Genomic DNA, 16,832 nt, shown 5'->3' with positions numbered 1-16,832 from the left:
TTACCGATGTCGGTAGTTCGTGCCGAGATCGGTAGTGCGCACTACCGATCTCGGCACGAACTACCGACATCGGTAAAAGGGCAAGGGGCGGCGCGCTACGTTGGCCCGGTGCATCGACTTCTCGTGCGACCGCCCTCGCCCCGCCTCGCCGAGGGCGAGCTGACCCACCTGGACCGCGTGCCGGTCGACGCCGGCCTCGCCCGTGAGCAGTGGGAGCGGTACGTCACCGCGTTCCGCGAGCGCGGCTGGTCGGTGACCGAGCTGGACCCGGCCGACGAGCACGCCGACGGCGTCTTCGTCGAGGACACGGTGGTCGTGTTCGGCGACCTGGCGGTCCTCACCCGGCCCGGCGCCGCGTCCCGTCGCGGCGAGCTCGACTCGGTACGTCCCGTCGTCGAGCGCCTCGGGCTCGACCTCGCAGAGATCGCGGCACCCGCCACGCTCGAGGGCGGTGACGTGCTGAAGGTGGGCCGCACCGCCTACGTGGGACGCAGCTCCCGGACTGACGACGCCGGCATCGCCGCGCTGGACGAGCTGCTCGCCCCCCGCGGGTGGCAGGTGGTGGCTGTGCCGGTCACGAAGGCGCTGCACCTCAAGAGCGCGGTCACGGCCCTGCCGGACGGCACCGTCGTCGGGCACCCTCCCCTGGTCGACGACCCCGACGTCTTCGAGCGGTTCCTGCCCGTCCCCGAGCCGGAGGGCACCGCCGTCGTCGTCCTCGACGAGCGCACCGTGCTGATGTCCGCCGCCGCCCCGCGCAGCGCCAAGATCTTCCGCGAGCACGGGCTGCACGTCGTCACCACGCCGGTGACCGAGCTGGAGAAGCTCGAGGGCTGTGTGACGTGCCTGTCGGTGCGGCTGCGCTGAACGCCCCCGACCCACCCGCCCCGCGACAGCGGTGAGCCACGTCACCGGACCGCTCCAGGCGCCCTGGCCTGGGCCGGAGTAGACTGGGCCGGCCCAGAGCATGCGGCGACCACGCCGCCCGAACCGCGAGGAGGTGTCGCGCATGACCCGCAGCGAGCCTCCTAGTAGTCCGAGCCGCGACTGACCTCGGCTCGATACCGTCCTGCGCTGCGCGCGGGACGCCGCCGTCCCTGAACGAAGTACCGGTACGCCGCCTCAGTCGCGGGATCCACAGCACGCAGACCACCGTTCCTGCACGCCTGGGAGTCCCAATGGCCTTCAGCTCTCCTCGCTCGGCACGTCCCCGCCAGGTCCTCGGGGCCCTGCGCCCGCGCCGCGGCGGCACGCCCGCCGTCGGCCCCGAAGCGACGCCGCCGACCCCGCTCCGGCCCCGCTCCGCCATCGTGGCTGCCGTCGTCTACGACGACGGCGGCCATCGCACCGCGTCGTTCACCCGGCTCGCGGACACGTTCCGCGCTCTGCGCTCGACGCCGGGCGGCATGGCCTGGATCGGCCTGGAGCGCCCCGACGAACGCGAGCTGGCCGCCCTCGCCCGCGAGTTCGACCTGCACCCGCTGGCCATCGAGGACGCGATCCAGGCCCACCAGCGGCCCAAGATCGAACGGTACGGCGACACGCTGTTCGTCGTCCTGCACGCCGCGCGCTATCTGGACTCCATCGAGGAGGTGGAGTTCTCCGAGCTGCACCTGTTCGTGGGTCCCGACTTCGTGGTGTCCGTCCGCCACGGCGACTCCCCCGACCTCGCCACGGTCCGCGGGCGCCTCGAGTCGACACCGCAGATGCTCTCCCGTGGCCCGGAGGCCGTGCTCTACGCGATCATGGACCGCGTCGTGGACGACTACGCGCCCGTCGTGTCCGGCCTCGACTTCGACATCGACCAGATCGAGTCCGAGGTGTTCTCCGGCGACAAGTCCGTCTCCCGGCGCATCTACGAGCTGTCGCGCGAGGTGGTCGACTTCCAGCGCGCGGTGCGCCCCCTGCAGAACGTGTGCCAGTCCCTGGCCAAGGGCGCCGAGAAGTACCACGTCGACGAGGAGCTCCAGGCGTACCTGCGCGACGTCGCCGACCACCTCATCGAGGTCGCCGAGTCCGTCGAGACCTTCCGCGTGGTGCTGCGCGACATCCTCACGGTGAACGCGACCCTGGTGGCGCAGCGGCAGAACGAGGAGATGACGCACCTGACCGAGGTCTCGATCCGGCAGGGCGACGACGTCAAGAAGATCTCCGGCTGGGCGGCGATCATCTTCGCCCCGTCGCTGGTGGGGTCGGTCTACGGCATGAACTTCGACTTCATGCCGGAGCTGCACGCGGCGTGGGGCTACCCGGTGGCCCTGCTCGCCATGCTCGCGGTGAGCGTCGGCCTCTACGGCGTGTTCCGCTGGAAGAAGTGGATGTAGCCCGTCAGGAGTCGAGCCAGCCGTGGGCCCGGGCGATCTGCTCGACGGTGCCCCGCACGGCGAGCACCTGCCGTCCGGTGAGGTCACCGGCCGAGGCGAGCAGCCGCTCGGTGACCTCGCTGCGCAGCTCGGCCGCCGACAGGACGTCGGCGAACCCGTCGTGCGCGTGGCCGCTCGGGGCGGGCTCCGCCGTCGTCCTCGGTCCCACCAGCGGGACCTGACCGCCACCCAGGGCCTCCTGGACGGCATCAGCGACGGGCGACCGCACGAGCGACGCGCTGACCGCACGCGGCCCTCGCTCACCCACCTCGTGGACGAGCTCGACCACCGCGCCGACCGCCATGAGCGTCTTGTCGAAGTCGATGTCGTTGACGTGGAGGAAGACGTCCTCCTCCAGCCCTTCGGCCGCGACGAACGCATAGCCCTTGACGGCGTCGTACCGCACCACCTCGCCGCGCACCGGCAGCCACCACCTCACGTCGACCCTCCTCGCAGCATATCCCTGCACGCCGACGGCGGGACCGGTCGGCGCGGCCCGCGCCCGGGTGCCAGTCCGGCCGTTAGGGTCGACGCGTGACCTCGACGCCCGGCGCCCCTACCGTCCTGTCCCGCACGGACCCGGGCCTCGGCCCTGCCGCCCGGACGCTGCTCGTGCTGGCCGCGGGTGCTGTCGTGCTGGCCGCGGTCCATCTCGCGTCCGGCGTCCTGGCACCGTTGTTCCTCGCCGCCGTGATCGTCATCATCTGCCACCCGGTGCGGTTCCCTCTCGAGGCTCGCGGCTGGCCACGCTGGGCCGCCACCACCGTCGTCGTGGTCGTCGCCTACCTCATCCTCGCGGCCTTCCTCGCGATGCTGGCGTGGGCAGGGTTCCAGTTCGCGGAGCTCGTGCGGAGCTACATCCCCGAGCTCGCCCGGTCGGTCGCCGAGGTGGAGGGCTACCTCGCGACGACGGGCATCGACACCCAGGTCGCCGACACCGTGACGTCCTGGCTGCAGCCCTCGAACATCCTGTCCGTCGCCGGGACCGTCAGCGGGACCGTGGTCACGATCGGCACCGCCTTCTTCTTCGTGCTGGCCTATGCCGTCTTCATGGCCGTCGACGCCGCACGCTACGCCACGGCGCAGGAGCACTTCGGCACCACGCGCGCCGACGCGATCGACCGCTCCACCCGGTTCAGCACCGGGGTACGTCGCTACTACGTGGTCAACGCGACCTTCGGCGCGATCGTGGCGGTGGTCGACGGCGTCGCGCTGTGGCTGCTGAACGTCCCCGGGGCGGGCATCTGGGCCATCCTCGCGTTCGTCACCAACTTCGTGCCCAACATCGGGTTCGTCCTCGGGCTCATCCCGCCGATGGTCATGGGGTTCGTCGTGGGTGGCTGGCAGCTGGCGCTCGCCGTCGTCGCCGTGTACTGCGTCGTCAACGTCGTGCTGCAGGTCTTCGTGCAGCCCAAGTTCGTCGCGGACGCCGTCTCGCTCTCGCTCACCCTCAGCTTCGTCTCGGTGGTGTTCTGGACCTTCGTGATCGGCCCGCTGGGCGCGATCCTGGCGATCCCGCTCACCCTGCTCGTGCGGGCGCTCGTCCTGGAGGGCGACCCTCGCAACAACTGGCTGCGCTGGCTCTCCGGCGACGACGTCACCGATGCCGTCCCGTCCGAGCGCACCGCGGACGACGTCGAGGCCTCGCCGGACACCGACGACGTCGACGCCGCCGGAGGGATCGAGACGGACGACACGGCCGCCGGAGCAGCCGCGGACGTCACCCCCGGCACCACGGCCGAGCAGGATCCTGCGCGGTAGCGGTCAGTCGTCGCCGCGCGCGAAGCGCACGATCCGCTCCGCCATCGCTTCCGGCTCCCAGGAGTGCTGGGCGCCGGCGACCTCTTCCACCGCACCGCGCGTGACGGCACCGGCGATCCGCTCGGCGGCCGTCGGCATCTCCGGGGCGGTCTGCGACCCGTAGGTGGCCAGCACCGGGATGGCGAGCTCGCGCAGACGCTCGGTCTCGACCAGGTCGGTGGCACGGACCAGGGCCTGACCGTCCGCCCGCTGGCTCACCGCGGCGCGGGCCAGGAGCTCGAAGTCGGGCGAGGCGCGCAGGCCCTCGAGCCACTGCGGTGGCATGTCCTTCATGTACTGCTCGGTGGCACCCACGTAGTCCTCGGCGTCGAGACGACGCTCGAACTCGATGATCCACCGGGCGACGTCGTCCGCGGGTGCTGCCAGCGGCGCCTCCCACAGCAGCAGGCCGGCCGCAGGTAGCTCCGCGTCCGCGGCGCACAGGGCGATCGCGGCGCCGGACGAGTGCCCGACCAGCACCACGGGTGGTCCGGCCGCATCCATCACCGCGGACAGCGCGTGCAGCTCGCGATCGAGATCGAGCGGTCCGTCGGCGGGGCTGTCGCCCCGCCCGAGCCGGTCGTACACGAGCGTCGTGAGTCCCTGCTCGGCGCAGAGCTGCGCCGTCCGCGTGGTGACGGGGTCGGTCGCCCGGTACGGCCCGGCACCCGCGACGAACACGACGGCGGGGCTCCCCTTGCCGTAGCGGTCGAAGCCGATGCGATCACCGGTCACGCTCGACACGTGCTGCGTCATCCGTCTCCTTCCACGGCCCGGGAGAAGGATCCCGGACCTCACCCCGTGACGGTAGCCCCTGTCGCGCGCGACCGCTACGCTGCGGCGGCATGAACGCCTCGACGTCCCATGCCGCCGTCGACCAGGTCCGTGCCGCGCTCCTGGCCGCCGGCGCCGCCTCCGCTGCCGGCGGCATCCGCTGGTTCGACGACGCCGTCACCACGGCCGCGGCCGCCGCACGCGCGCTGGGCGTCGAGTCCGGCGCGATCGCGAACTCGCTCGTGTTCACGCTGGACGAGGAACCGCTGCTGGTGCTGACCTCCGGCGCGCACCGGGTGGACACCGGGTTCCTCGGGGATCGCCTCGGTGGACGCGTCGGGCGGGCGTCGAAGGAGACGGTCAAGGAGGCGACCGGCCAGGTGATCGGCGGCGTCGCGCCGCTCGGGCACCCGGCACCGGTGCGAACGCTCGTCGACGCCGCGCTGGCAGAGTTCCCGGTCGTGTGGGCAGCCGCCGGTCACGCTCGCACGGTGTTCCCGACGACCTTCGACGAGCTCGTGCGGATCACCGGCGGCGAGCCCGTCCCGGTCGAAGCGCCCGCAGGCTCAGCGGGCTGAGAGGAGAGATCCCATGGCGTGCCGCATCAGCGAGCTCGTCCTCGACTGCCACGACCCGGAGCGCCTTGCCCGGTTCTGGTGCGAGGTCCTGGACTTCGTCGAGCTCGACCGCGAGGAGGACGGCTCGATCGAGATCGGTCCGCGGGCGGGGTTCGGCGGTCCGCAGCCGACGATCGTCCTCGGCCGTAGCGACGACCCGAGGCGAGGAAAGCTCCCGCTGCACTTCGACGTCAACGCGACCGACCGTGACCAGGACGCCGAGCTCGAACGCCTCCTGAGTATCGGTGCGCGCCCGGCGGACATCGGCCAGTCGGGCGATGAGGCGTGGCACGTCCTCACCGACCCGGAGGGCAACGAGTTCTGCCTCCTCAGGGCGCGCCTCGACCCGGTCTGACCCGGTTCAGTCCAGCACGGGAGGCGTCCCGTCGACAGGGGCTCCGGCGAAGACCCGACCGTCGGGGTCGTCGGACCGCCGGGGACGCAGGCGCGGCGGAGCGGGCCATGGCAGCACGTACCGCTCGACCTGCGCGTCGATCGCGCCGAAGTCGTCGGTCTGCACCACGACCTTGTCCGGGGTGACCTCCACCAGGCGGACACGCAGCGGAACACCCTCGGCCTGGTCGAGCATCCACGGGTCGGCGAGCCACGACAGGCTCGTCGCGTCGAGCGCCTCCTCGGCGGCCAGCCAGTCGACCGGCTCGGTCAGGTCGTGACCCAGCAGCGAGACGGCGACCCAGTCGTCGCCGTCGGGCCGGATCCAGCCGACGACCTCGCGGTCGCCGGTTCGCCGATGTTCGATCCATCCCGTGGGCAGCATGCGGCCACGCTAACGGCCGGGCCGCCGTCCGGCGAGAACATTGTCGGCACTACCTCGGCGAGCGGGGCACTACCTCGGCGCGAGCGTCCGCGACGCCGCGTGCGTAGGCCTCGGCCGTCCCCTCGCGGAAGAGATCGTCCGGTCCGCCCCGCACCAGCGTGCGCGCACCGGCTCCGTCGCCGTCCGGACCGCCACCGGGCAACACATACCGCCCGACGCCACGCACGACGGCGACGGCGCGTCCGGTCGTCTTGCCTCGCACCAGCTCCGAGGCTGCGGCGATCTCGTCGGCCACCGCGGTGACGGTGGCCGAGAGCGGTCGGCCGTGGGCGTCCGTGCCGCCGCGCAGGTCGTCCACGACCTGCAGCCCCGCGGCACCGATCGCGATGTCGGCGACCCCGTCCCGCCACGGCCGCCCAGCAGTGTCGGTCACCACCACGCCCAGGCGGTCGATCCCGAACCGTCGCCGCAGCGCGGCCCGCAGCGTCCGGGCCGAGGCGTCGGGGTCCAGGGGCAGCAGGAGCACCGTGCCCTCCGGGGTGTTCGAGGCGTCCACGCCGGCCGCGGCCATCACGAGCCCGAGACGGTTCTCCACGATCCGCAGCGGCGGCAGCCCGCCGGGACGCTCTCGCACGGCCACGACCCGCACCGTCTCGTCGGTGATCGCCTGCTCGCGGTCGGCGGCTCGGACGACCCTGCCCTCAGACTTCGACACGATCTTGGAGGTGACGACGACGACGTCACCCTCCGCGAGCGCCTCACCTGCGAGCAGGTCTCCGACGAGCATGGCAAGGTCGTCTCCCGGCCGCACCTCACCGAGCCCTGCCGGTGCCCACACCTCGAGGCGTGCGTCCCGCAAGAGCTGCGCCTCGCCGTCGGGCGCTGTCACCGGACGAGCTTCGGCAGCACCTCGCGGCCGAAGGTCTCGATCCACTCGCGCTGGTTGCGGCCCACGTTGTGCAGGTAGATGCGGTCGAAGCCGAGGTCGACGTACTTCTGGATCGCCTCGCGGTGCTTGTCCGGGTCGGCGGAGACGACCATGCGACCCTCGAAGTCCTCCGGCCGCACCAGCTTGGCCATCTGCGCGAAGTCGTGCGGAGAGCGGATGTCCGCCTTGGGGAACTTCATGCCGCCGTTGGGCCACTCGGTCATGGCGTTCGCCATGGCCTCCTCGTCCGTCTCGGCCCACGACATGTGCACCTGCAGCACCTTGGGCATCGGCTCGGGGTCGCGACCCACCTCGCGCGCACCGGCGTCGAAACGGCCGAACAGCATCTCGATCTTCTCCAGCGGGGCGCCGACGGTGATCAGCCCGTCGGCGTGCTTGCCGGCACGCTTCGCGGTCACCGGGCCTGCGGTGGCGACCAGGATCTCCGGGGCGACCTCCGGCATGGTCCACAGCCGGGTGGACTCCATCTTGTAGAACTGGCCGGAGTGCTTGACGTCCTTGCCCTCCAGCCCGGAGGTGAAGAGCTTCTTGATGATGTCGATCGCCTCGAACATCCGGTTGATGCGCTCCGGAGCCTCCGGCCAGTAGCCCGCGGTGACGTGCTCGTTGAGCGCCTCGCCGGAGCCGAGGCCGAGCCAGTGCCGGCCGGGGTACATCGCGGCGAGGGTCGCGGACGCCTGGGCCACCATGGCGGGGTGCCACCGGAACGTCGGTGCGGTGACCCCCGGACCCAGGTCCCCCCGGGTGCGCTCGCCCAGGGCGCTCAGGACGTTCCACACGAACGCGGCGTGCCCCTGCTGCGGCACCCACGGCTGGAAGTGGTCCGCCGCCATCACCCCGGAGAAGCCGTGCTCCTCCGCGTACGCCGAGAGGTCGACGACCTCGGTGGGGTGGAACTGCTCGAGCATCGCGGCGTAGCCGACGGTGAGATCAGAAGCCATGCTCCCGAGCCTATCCCCCGGCGCCGACGGTGGGCGGCCGGGACGTCAGTGCAGGCCCTTGGCGAAGAAGTGCTCGGCGTAGGGGTTGTCGTTGTAGCGCTCGATCTCCCGGTAGCCCGCCCGGCGGTACATCCCGACGGCCTCGGTGAGGGACCCGTGCGTGTCGAGGCGCACGGCGCTGTGGCCCAGGTCGCGCGCGACACCCTCCAGGTGCCGCAGCAGCCGCGACCCGAGGCCGGCGCCACGCCATCCCGGGTGCACCCACATGCGCTTGATCTCGCCGACGCCACCGCCGAGCGGTTGGACCCCGCCGCAGGCGGCGGGCACCCCGTCGCTGGTGGCGACCATGAAGGCGCCGTCGGGTCGCCGCAGCCGCTCCGTGCCCGCGGTGAGGTCCCCGACCTCGAACCCGCGGGGGAACCGTTCGTCGAGCTCGGCGACGTAGGACCGGACCGCAGCGAGCGCGGCGGCACCCGCCGGGTCGACCTCCTCGATCCGCACGGTCGCCGCACGGACCAGGAGGTCGGCCTCCGCGAGCGCGGCGGCCAGCCGGGCCCGCTGGCGGCCGGTCAGGGGCGCGACCAGGTACTCCGCGCGCTCGGCCGAGCGTCGTTCGAGCTCGGCCCACGCCCGCCGCCCTGCGGGGGTGAGCTCGACGCGCCGACGACGACGGTCGTCCGGGTCGGGCCCGACGACCACCAGCGCGTCCGCCTCCAGCCGCCGCAGCAGGCGGCTCAGGTAGCCGGAGTCCAGGTGGAGGCGAGCCCGCAGGTCGCGCGTCGTGCCGGGCTCCGCGCCGATCTCGTAGAGGAGCCGGGCGGTCCCGAGCGGCATGCCGAGGCCCAGGAAGGACTCTTCCAGCACACCGATGCGCTGGGTATAGCTGCGGTTGAAGCGGCGGACGACCTCGACGTGGTCGGGCAGGTCCGGCTGCTCGACGGCGGCGGGCGACGGACGAGGAGTTGCCATACCTCTGATCTTAGTCAGAGAATTTCGCGGTCCGGAAGCCGTGACGAGGACGGGACGCGATCTGGGACAATGACTGACCATGAGCGACTTCCCGAGCACCGGGGCCCGCGCGCAGTCCGACGCGGCGCCCGCACAGACCTCCGCACCCACCACCGGTACCGGCCAGGCCGGCGACGTCGTGCGCGCGGTGGTCCGGGAGGTACCGGACAAGGTCAGCACCGACGGGCTCGAGCCGAAGTTCGACGAGCGCTGGTCGGCCGAGGGCACCTTCGCCTTCGACCGCACCGCCACGCGCGAGCAGGTCTACTCGATCGACACCCCGCCGCCCACCGTCTCCGGCTCGCTGCACGTCGGTCACGTGTTCAGCTACACCCACACCGACGTGATCGCCCGGTTCCAGCGCATGCGGGGCAAGGAGGTCTTCTACCCGATGGGGTGGGACGACAACGGCTTGCCCACCGAGCGCCGGGTGCAGAACTACTACGGTGTGCGGTGCGACCCGTCGCTGCCGTACGTCGAGGGCTTCGAGCCCCCGCACGCCGGGACCGAGGGCAAGGCCGTCAAGCCTGCCGACCAGGTCCCGATCAGCCGCCGCAACTTCATCGAGCTCTGCGAGCGCCTCACCGCCGACGACGAGCGCCAGTTCGAGGAGCTGTGGCGCCGGCTCGGCCTCAGCGTCGACTGGTCGCAGACCTACCAGACCATCGACGCGACGTCGCGTGCCGCGAGCCAGCGGGCGTTCCTGCGCAACCTCGAGCGTGGCGAGGCCTACCAGGCCGAGGCGCCGGGCCTGTGGGACGTGACGTTCCAGACGGCCGTGGCCCAGGCCGAGCTCGAGGCGCGCGAGTACCCCGGCCACTACCACCGGGTGGCGTTCCACCGCACCGGGGCGGCGGGCACCACCACCGAGCCCGTCTACATCGAGACGACCCGGCCCGAGCTGCTGCCCGCCGTGGTCGCCCTCATCGCCCACCCGGACGACGAGCGCTACCAGCACCTCTTCGGCACCACGGTGACGTCGCCCCTCTTCGGCGTCGAGATCCCCGTCCTGGCGCACCCGGCGGCCGCGATGGACAAGGGTGCCGGCATCGCGATGTGCTGCACCTTCGGCGACCTGACCGACGTGCAGTGGTGGCGCGAGCTGCAGCTGCCGACGCGCTCCGTCGTCGGCCGTGACGGGCGGCTGCACCGCGAGACGCCGGAGTGGATCGCCGCCGGACCCGGTGCCGGGCTCTACGCCGAGGGCCTCGCCGGCAAGACCACCTTCAGCGCCCGCAAGGCCGTCGTGGAGGCGCTCGTCGACTCCGGCGACCTGGACGGCGAGCCGAAGCCCACGCAGCGCATGACGAACTTCTACGAGAAGGGCGACAAGCCTCTCGAGATCGTCACGTCGCGCCAGTGGTACATCCGCAACGGCGGCCGCGAGTGGAGCACCGGCGGGACCACCCGCGACCTCAAGTCCGAGCTGCTGGCCCGCGGCAAGGAGCTCGACTTCCACCCCGACTTCATGCGCGTGCGCTACGAGAACTGGGTGGGTGGCCTCAACGGCGACTGGCTGGTCTCGCGCCAGCGGTTCTTCGGCGTGGCGGTCCCTGTCTGGTACCCGGTGCTCGACTCGGGCGAGATCGACCACGAGCACCCGATCACGCCGTCGGCCGCCGAGCTCCCGGTGGACCCCACCTCCCAGGCACCCGCCGGCTACGACGAGTCGCAGCGCGGCGAGCCGGGCGGGTTCGTCGGAGACGCCGACGTCATGGACACGTGGGCGACGTCGTCGCTGACGCCGCTCATCGTGGCCGGCTGGGAGCGGGACACGGACCTCTTCGAGCGCGTGTACCCGATGGACCTGCGCCCCCAGGGCCAGGACATCATCCGTACCTGGCTGTTCTCCACCGTGGTGCGCTCGCACCTCGAGTGCGGCGTGCTGCCGTGGAAGAACGCCGCCATCAGCGGCTGGATCCTCGACCCGGACCGCAAGAAGATGTCCAAGTCCAAGGGCAACGTCGTCACCCCGATGGACCTGCTCGTCGAGCACGGCTCGGACGCGGTGCGCTACTGGGCGGCCGCCGCACGGCTCGGCACGGACGCCGCGTTCGAGGTCGGGCAGATGAAGATCGGCCGTCGGCTGGCCATCAAGGTCCTCAACGCCTCCAAGTTCGCCCTGACCTTCGGCGTCGACCCGGAGACCGGCGCGGGCGAGATCACCCTCGACCCGGCTGCCGTGACCGTGCAGCTGGACCGGGCGATGCTCGCCGGCCTGGCCGACGTCGTCGACCAGGCCACCGCGGCGCTCGAGGCGTACGACCACACCCGCGCGCTCGAGCTGACCGAGTCGTACTTCTGGGCGTTCTGCGACGACTACCTCGAGCTCGTCAAGGACCGCGCGTACGGGGCCGGGGCTTCCGCCGACGCCCTCAGCGCCGAGACGGTCTCCGCGCGCACCGCCCTCGCGCTCGCGCTCGACGTCATGCTCCGCCTGCTCGCGCCGTACATCCCCTTCGCCACCGAGGAGGTCTGGTCCTGGTGGCGCACCGGTTCGGTGCACCGGGCTCCGTGGCCGACGGCGGAGCCCCTGCGGTCGGCCGCAGTGGGTGCGGACCCGCTGGACCTCACCGCCGCCGGCAACGCGCTCGCCGCGCTGCGCAAGGTCAAGTCCGCGGCGAAGGTCTCCATGCGGACCCCGATCCTCTCGGGGACCGTGGCCGTGCCGGTGGCGCTGCTGCCCGGCGTCGAGTCGGCGATCGGCGACGTGCGCGGCGCCGGTCGCGTCGAGGGCCCGCTCGAGCTCGTCGAGGCGACCGAGGGGCAGGGTGACCCGGACGTGCAGGGTGGCATCGTCGTCACCGCCTCCGAGCTGGGCGAGCCGCCGGCCAAGAAGCCGCGCGGCTGACACCACCGGGCGCACACGACGGACGCCGGGGCGGCACGCGATCTGCGTGCCGCCCCGGCGTCCGTTCCTCGTCAGAGCGTGTTGCGACGCCCGCTGTCACCGCTCATCGAGTCCGCGGACTCGTGCGGCGTGCCGTCGTCGTGCCACCGCAGCGTCGCACCGACGCCGTCCATGAGCTCGACCGATCCCTCGGGCGCGAACACGAGCCCCGCGTCCTGCGCCACGGCGGCGCGCAGGAGAGCCGACGCCGCCGGTAGCTCCTCGAGCCCGTCCGTGACACCCAGGCCCTCGAGCTGGGCCTTCGCGACACCGATGTGCAGCGGCTCCGGGCCGATCCACAGGTTGCGCCCGCCGAGCAGGCCGCCCGTCGCGGCCCCGTTGGTCTCGCCGTCGCTCCAGGACCGCAGGGCGCGTGCCGCGTCGTCGGCGAGCTGCTCGGACAGCACGAGGTGCTTGACCTGACCGCGCGAGAGCATCTCGACCACGTCGTCCACGCTCGTGACCGCACCCGCGTCGCGGCCGAGTCCTTCGCGGAGCTCGGCCAGGACGCGCTCGCGACGACGCTCCCGGAACGACTCGAGGGCGTCGGCCGCCGCTGCCGCGAAAGCCCCCGGGTGGACCCCGGACCCTCCGCGGCCGCCGCCCGGCACCTCGACCGTGATCCGGGCCGCGTCCTGCCCGAGCTCTCCACGGACCAGGTTGACCGCCCGGACGTCGCCCGTGATCACGATGATCTCGGGCTGGTCCGCGGACGCGCGGCGTCCGATCTCGCCCGCGACGCCCTCAGCGTTGCGGCGCCACGAGTCCTCCGCACGGGACTCGATCGTGGCCCGCTTGGTGCGGGTGCTGGACGTCTTGGAGACCTCGTCGTGCGAGCCCTCGAACGTCTCCACCTCTCCCACGGGATGGCCTTCGCCGTCCAGGACGCAGAAGTCCGCGCCCTGGCGGTCGACGGCGACGCAGAGCGCGTCCACCGCCTGGTCCGCAGAACGCGCTGCCTGCAGCAGCGACGGCACCGGGTGCCAGACGCCCGCCATGACCGCCGGCGGCTCCCGCAGGACCCGGTCCACCAGGACGCCTTCGGCGTCGGCGATGAGCACGCGGCCGTGCGGTCCCGGCACCCGTGTGGGGCGGTCGACCGCCTCGTCGAGATCACTCAGCACGGCATCCGGTGTGCCCTGCTTGGTCAGCATCCGCCGCACCGAGCGCCAGCGGTTCGCCACGTCCCGGTCCCCGGCCTCGGCCGCACGCGTCGCGTCAAGGTAGACGGTCGCGAACGGGCCCGGGTGGCCGACGAGAGGTTTGAGCCATTCGATCGTCATGCAGGATCCCCCTTGGGTCCGTCGACTGTGCCTCCCAGCGTGCGACGGATCCCGGCGGCGCGCCACCCGCGACCGCCCGTGGAGAGGGTCGTTTCGCGCTCCACGAACAGCCGGTCACCTCAGGTGGACGGACCCCTCCCCCGAGCTCTTCAACTGTAGGTGTCGAGCGGCGGCGCGTTTCCCGGGCGTCGTCCCGCGGCGTGGTCCGCCGCGATCCGCTCGTGGTGCCGGATCACCTCGGAGACGATGAAGTTGCGGAACTCCTCGGCGAACTGCGGATCCAGACCCGCGCCCGACGCGATCGTCTTGAGCCGGTCGATCTGCTGGCGGTCCCGCTGCGGGTCCGCGGGCGGCAGTCCGTCCGTCGCCTTGAGCTCACCGACCCGTTCTGTCGCTCGGAACCTCTCGGCCAGCAGGTGGACGAGCGCAGCGTCGATGTTGTCGATGGTGCTGCGCAGCGCGAGGATCTCGGCCGGCAGCGCACGACCGGTCTCGGGGACGGGCGCTTCGTCGAAGGGCTGGACCATGCCTCGATCCTACGATCGCGACGCGGCGGCCGGTGCACCTGACCGGGATGTGACCTCGGCCGTCAGGCGGACTTCCGGTTGCGGACCGGCCCCGAGGATCGCGGGACGATGGTCGGGTTCACGTTCTCCTCGACCACGTCGCGCGTGACGACCACGCCCTCGACGTCGTCACGGCTGGGGACGTCGAACATCACCTGCTGGAGGACCTCCTCCATGATGGCGCGCAGTCCTCGGGCACCCGTGCCCCGCAGCAGCGCCTGCTCAGCGATGGCGTCGATGGCGTCGTCCGCGAACTCCAGGCGGACGCCGTCGATCTCGAACATCCGCTGGTACTGCTTGACGAGCGCGTTGCGGGGTTCGGTCAGGATCCGCACGAGCGCCTCGCGGTCGAGCGGGGAGACCGAGGCGATGACAGGGAGCCTGCCGATGAACTCCGGGATCAGGCCGTACTTGTGCAGGTCCTCGGGGCGGACCTCCGAGAAGAGGTCCTCCTGCCCGCCCGACTCCATCGGTGCGGAGAAGCCGATGCCGCGCCTGCGTGCCCGCGAGGCGATGATGTCGTCCAGCCCCGCGAAGGCGCCGGCCACGATGAACAGCACGTTCGACGTGTCGATCTGGATGAACTCCTGGTGCGGGTGCTTGCGGCCGCCCTGCGGCGGCACCGAGGCGCTGGTGCCCTCGATGATCTTCAGCAGCGCCTGCTGGACGCCCTCGCCGGACACGTCGCGCGTGATCGAGGGGTTCTCCGCCTTGCGGGCGACCTTGTCGACCTCGTCGATGTAGATGATGCCCGTCTCGGCCTTCTTGACGTCGTAGTCGGCGGCCTGGATGAGCTTGAGCAGGATGTTCTCGACGTCCTCGCCCACGTAGCCCGCCTCGGTGAGGGCCGTGGCGTCCGCGATGGCGAACGGGACGTTGAGCATCTTGGCGAGCGTCTGCGCCAGGTAGGTCTTGCCGGTCCCCGTGGGACCGATCAGCAGGATGTTGGACTTCGAGATCTCGACGGAGTCGTCGTCGTCCTTCGCCGGCGGCGCGGCCTGCACCCGCTTGTAGTGGTTGTAGACCGCGACGGCGAGGGCGCGCTTCGCCGGCTCCTGCCCGATCACGTACTGCTCGAGGAACGAGAAGATCTCACGAGGCTTGGGCAGCTCGGTCATCCCGACCTCGGTGGCCTCGCCGAGCTCCTCCTCGATGATCTCGTTGCACAGGTCGATGCACTCGTCACAGATGTACACGCCCGGTCCGGCGATGAGCTTCTTGACCTGTTTCTGAGACTTGCCGCAGAACGAGCACTTGAGCAGGTCTGCGCCGTCACCGATACGAGCCACCTCGGGCCTCCTTGTCTCGTGCAGGTCCTTCGTCCATTCCACACTACGCAGGCCGACTTGTCAGTACGGTTGCCCCGGTGTGGCGCGACCCGGGTCGCCGACGAGCTGTCGGCGACCCGGGTCGGCGTGCATCGACGGCGCCTCGAGAGCCCGTCAGCGCTCGATCTGCTGCAGGACCTTGCGGGACTCGAGCACCTGGTCGACCAGGCCGTAGTCCTTCGCGGCCGCGGCGGTGAGGATCTTGTCCCGCTCGATGTCGTCGCGGATCTCCTGGACGTCCTTGCCGGTGTGCATCGCCAGGGTGTCCTCGAGCCACTCCCGCATGCGGATCAGCTCGTTGGCGTGGATCTCGATGTCGGACGCCTGCGCGTAGCCACCGTTCTCCATCGCCGGCTGGTGGATGAGGACGCGGGCGTTGGGCAGCGCCAGACGCTTGCCCTTCTGCCCCGCGGCCAGCAGCACGGCGGCCGCCGACGCCGCCTGCCCGAGGCAGACGGTCTGGATCTGCGGCTTGATGAACTGCATCGTGTCGTACAGCGCGGTCATGGCCGTGAACGACCCGCCCGGCGAGTTGATGTAGATCATGATGTCGCGGTCGGGGTCCTGGGACTCCAGGACCAGCAGCTGCGCCATCACGTCGTCCGCCGACGCGTCGTCGACCTGGACGCCCATGAAGATGATGCGGTCCTCGAACAGCTTGGTGTAGGGGTCCTGGCGCTTGAACCCGTACGGCGTGCGCTCCTCGAACTGGGGCAGCACGTAGCGCGACGTCGGCGCGCCGTTGGGCATCGCCACGCCGCCGGGGCGGCCGGCGTTCCCGGCGAGGCGCTCCGCCGTCATCGCGAACTGGTACTCGGGCGAGTAGCTCATGGTTCTCCTCGGAACAGGAAGGGTCTTGCGACCGGGGTCGGTGGGGTGGTCTCAGTCGGCGTTCGTGCCACCGCCACCGGAGACCGACGACGCCGTCTCGACGACGCGGTCGACGAAGCCGTACTCCAGCGCCTCCTGCGCCGTGAACCAGCTGTCGCGGTCGTTGTCCTTGAGAATCTGCTCGAGCGGCTTGCCGGTCTGCTCGGCCGTGAGCTCGGCGAGCACCTTCTTCATGTGCATGATCAGCTGGGCACCGATGCGCACGTCGGTGGCGGTACCGCCGACGCCGCCCGAGGGCTGGTGCATCAGCACGCGGGCGTGGGGCGTGATGTAGCGCTTGCCCCGCGCGCCCGAGGACAGCAGGAACTGTCCCATCGATGCCGCCATGCCCATGGCCACGGTGGCCACGTCGGGCTGGATGAACTGCATCGTGTCGTAGATCGCCATGCCCGCCGTGATCGAGCCACCGGGCGAGTTGATGTAGAGGTAGATGTCCTTGTCAGGGTCCTCGGCCGCCAGGAGCATCAGCTGGGCGCAGATCGCGTTGGCGTTGTCGTCGCGCACCTCCGAACCCAGCCAGATGATGCGCTCCTTGAGGAGCCGGTTGTAGATGGAGTCGTTGAGGCCGAGGCCCTGTCCCTCGGACCGGGCCACCGGCGCCGCCTGGTCCACCTGCAGCAGGTCGTTCACGTCCGTCTCCTTCA

Annotated in this window: 17 protein-coding genes; 6 read left to right on the top strand and 11 right to left on the bottom strand. The window is 71.5% G+C overall.

The features are described 5' to 3' along the window. The first annotated feature begins 108 nt into the window (after nt 1-108). Both ddaH and ACWAT2_RS18810 read left to right on the top strand, forming a co-directional pair. Nucleotides 109-867: a dimethylargininase gene (ddaH, locus tag ACWAT2_RS18815; protein WP_402378109.1), complete on the top strand. Its 759-nt coding sequence runs from the start codon at nt 109-111 to the stop codon at nt 865-867. 311 nt (nt 868-1,178) lie between these two features. Continuing rightward, nucleotides 1,179-2,324: a magnesium and cobalt transport protein CorA gene (locus ACWAT2_RS18810; protein ID WP_402378106.1), complete on the top strand. Its 1,146-nt coding sequence runs from the start codon at nt 1,179-1,181 to the stop codon at nt 2,322-2,324. 4 nt (nt 2,325-2,328) lie between these two features. Here ACWAT2_RS18810 and ACWAT2_RS18805 read toward each other — a convergent pair whose 3' ends face one another. Then, nucleotides 2,329-2,802 (bottom strand): cold-shock protein, encoded by a 474-nt coding sequence (locus ACWAT2_RS18805; RefSeq protein WP_402378104.1) that lies wholly within the window; start codon nt 2,800-2,802, stop codon nt 2,329-2,331. Nucleotides 2,803-2,897: 95 nt separating this feature from the next. Here ACWAT2_RS18805 and ACWAT2_RS18800 point away from each other — a divergent pair, with 95 nt between their 5' ends. Further along, nucleotides 2,898-4,124 (top strand): AI-2E family transporter, encoded by a 1,227-nt coding sequence (locus ACWAT2_RS18800; RefSeq protein WP_402378101.1) that lies wholly within the window; start codon nt 2,898-2,900, stop codon nt 4,122-4,124. 3 nt (nt 4,125-4,127) lie between these two features. Here the strand turns inward: ACWAT2_RS18800 and ACWAT2_RS18795 are convergent, their stop codons facing one another. Further along, on the bottom strand, nt 4,128-4,919 hold the full coding sequence (locus ACWAT2_RS18795) for an alpha/beta fold hydrolase (RefSeq protein ID WP_402378099.1): 792 nt from the start codon (nt 4,917-4,919) through the stop codon (nt 4,128-4,130). An 89-nt stretch (nt 4,920-5,008) separates the two neighbouring features. On the opposite strand from ACWAT2_RS18795, the gene ACWAT2_RS18790 reads away from it, so the two are divergent. Both ACWAT2_RS18790 and ACWAT2_RS18785 read left to right on the top strand, forming a co-directional pair. Then, nucleotides 5,009-5,515 carry a YbaK/EbsC family protein gene (locus ACWAT2_RS18790; RefSeq protein WP_402378096.1) on the top strand — a complete coding sequence of 169 codons (507 nt, stop codon included), beginning with the start codon at nt 5,009-5,011 and terminating at the stop codon, nt 5,513-5,515. A gap of 13 nt (nt 5,516-5,528) precedes the next feature. Next, nucleotides 5,529-5,909: a VOC family protein gene (locus tag ACWAT2_RS18785; RefSeq protein ID WP_402378093.1), complete on the top strand. Its 381-nt coding sequence runs from the start codon at nt 5,529-5,531 to the stop codon at nt 5,907-5,909. 6 nt (nt 5,910-5,915) lie between these two features. Here ACWAT2_RS18785 and ACWAT2_RS18780 read toward each other — a convergent pair whose 3' ends face one another. The 4 genes from ACWAT2_RS18780 to ACWAT2_RS18765 are packed head-to-tail and all read right to left on the bottom strand — an operon-like array spanning nt 5,916 to nt 9,191. Then, nucleotides 5,916-6,332: a hypothetical protein gene (locus ACWAT2_RS18780; protein WP_402378090.1), complete on the bottom strand. Its 417-nt coding sequence runs from the start codon at nt 6,330-6,332 to the stop codon at nt 5,916-5,918. Between the two features lie 49 nt (nt 6,333-6,381). Then, on the bottom strand, nt 6,382-7,221 hold the full coding sequence (gene cofE / locus ACWAT2_RS18775; protein ID WP_402378088.1) for a coenzyme F420-0:L-glutamate ligase: 840 nt from the start codon (nt 7,219-7,221) through the stop codon (nt 6,382-6,384). Continuing rightward, complete coding sequence (locus ACWAT2_RS18770; protein WP_402378085.1) at nt 7,218-8,222, bottom strand: TIGR03557 family F420-dependent LLM class oxidoreductase; 1,005 nt, start codon at nt 8,220-8,222, stop codon at nt 7,218-7,220. Before ACWAT2_RS18770 ends, cofE begins: the two co-directional genes overlap by 4 nt. A 45-nt stretch (nt 8,223-8,267) precedes the next feature. Beyond that, nucleotides 8,268-9,191, bottom strand: a complete 924-nt coding sequence (locus ACWAT2_RS18765) for a bifunctional helix-turn-helix transcriptional regulator/GNAT family N-acetyltransferase (protein WP_402378082.1) — start codon at nt 9,189-9,191, stop codon at nt 8,268-8,270. A 79-nt stretch (nt 9,192-9,270) separates the two neighbouring features. Here ACWAT2_RS18765 and valS point away from each other — a divergent pair, with 79 nt between their 5' ends. After that, complete coding sequence (gene valS / locus ACWAT2_RS18760; RefSeq protein WP_402378080.1) at nt 9,271-12,081, top strand: valine--tRNA ligase; 2,811 nt, start codon at nt 9,271-9,273, stop codon at nt 12,079-12,081. A 71-nt stretch (nt 12,082-12,152) separates the two neighbouring features. On the opposite strand, the gene ACWAT2_RS18755 is transcribed toward valS, so the two are convergent. The 5 genes from ACWAT2_RS18755 to ACWAT2_RS18735 form a co-directional block, all read right to left on the bottom strand. Continuing rightward, nucleotides 12,153-13,403 carry a baeRF2 domain-containing protein gene (locus tag ACWAT2_RS18755; RefSeq protein ID WP_402378077.1) on the bottom strand — a complete coding sequence of 417 codons (1,251 nt, stop codon included), beginning with the start codon at nt 13,401-13,403 and terminating at the stop codon, nt 12,153-12,155. 149 nt (nt 13,404-13,552) lie between these two features. Continuing rightward, the gene (locus ACWAT2_RS18750; protein WP_402378075.1) at nt 13,553-13,930 is read right to left on the bottom strand and encodes a chorismate mutase; all 378 of its coding nucleotides are present in this window, start codon (nt 13,928-13,930) and stop codon (nt 13,553-13,555) included. Between the two features lie 62 nt (nt 13,931-13,992). Next, nucleotides 13,993-15,258, bottom strand: coding sequence for an ATP-dependent Clp protease ATP-binding subunit ClpX (gene clpX / locus ACWAT2_RS18745; protein ID WP_402378073.1), 1,266 nt, complete (start codon nt 15,256-15,258; stop codon nt 13,993-13,995). A 153-nt stretch (nt 15,259-15,411) separates the two neighbouring features. After that, nucleotides 15,412-16,128, bottom strand: a complete 717-nt coding sequence (locus ACWAT2_RS18740; RefSeq protein ID WP_402378070.1) for an ATP-dependent Clp protease proteolytic subunit — start codon at nt 16,126-16,128, stop codon at nt 15,412-15,414. Between the two features lie 51 nt (nt 16,129-16,179). After that, a complete protein-coding gene (locus ACWAT2_RS18735; RefSeq protein WP_402378067.1) occupies nt 16,180-16,818 on the bottom strand; it encodes an ATP-dependent Clp protease proteolytic subunit in 639 nt (212 codons plus the stop codon). Nucleotides 16,819-16,832: the final 14 nt, after the last annotated feature.

This window comes from Isoptericola sp. GX10416, from assembly GCF_056590155.1.
This window is presented reverse-complemented; position numbering and strand designations above follow the sequence as displayed.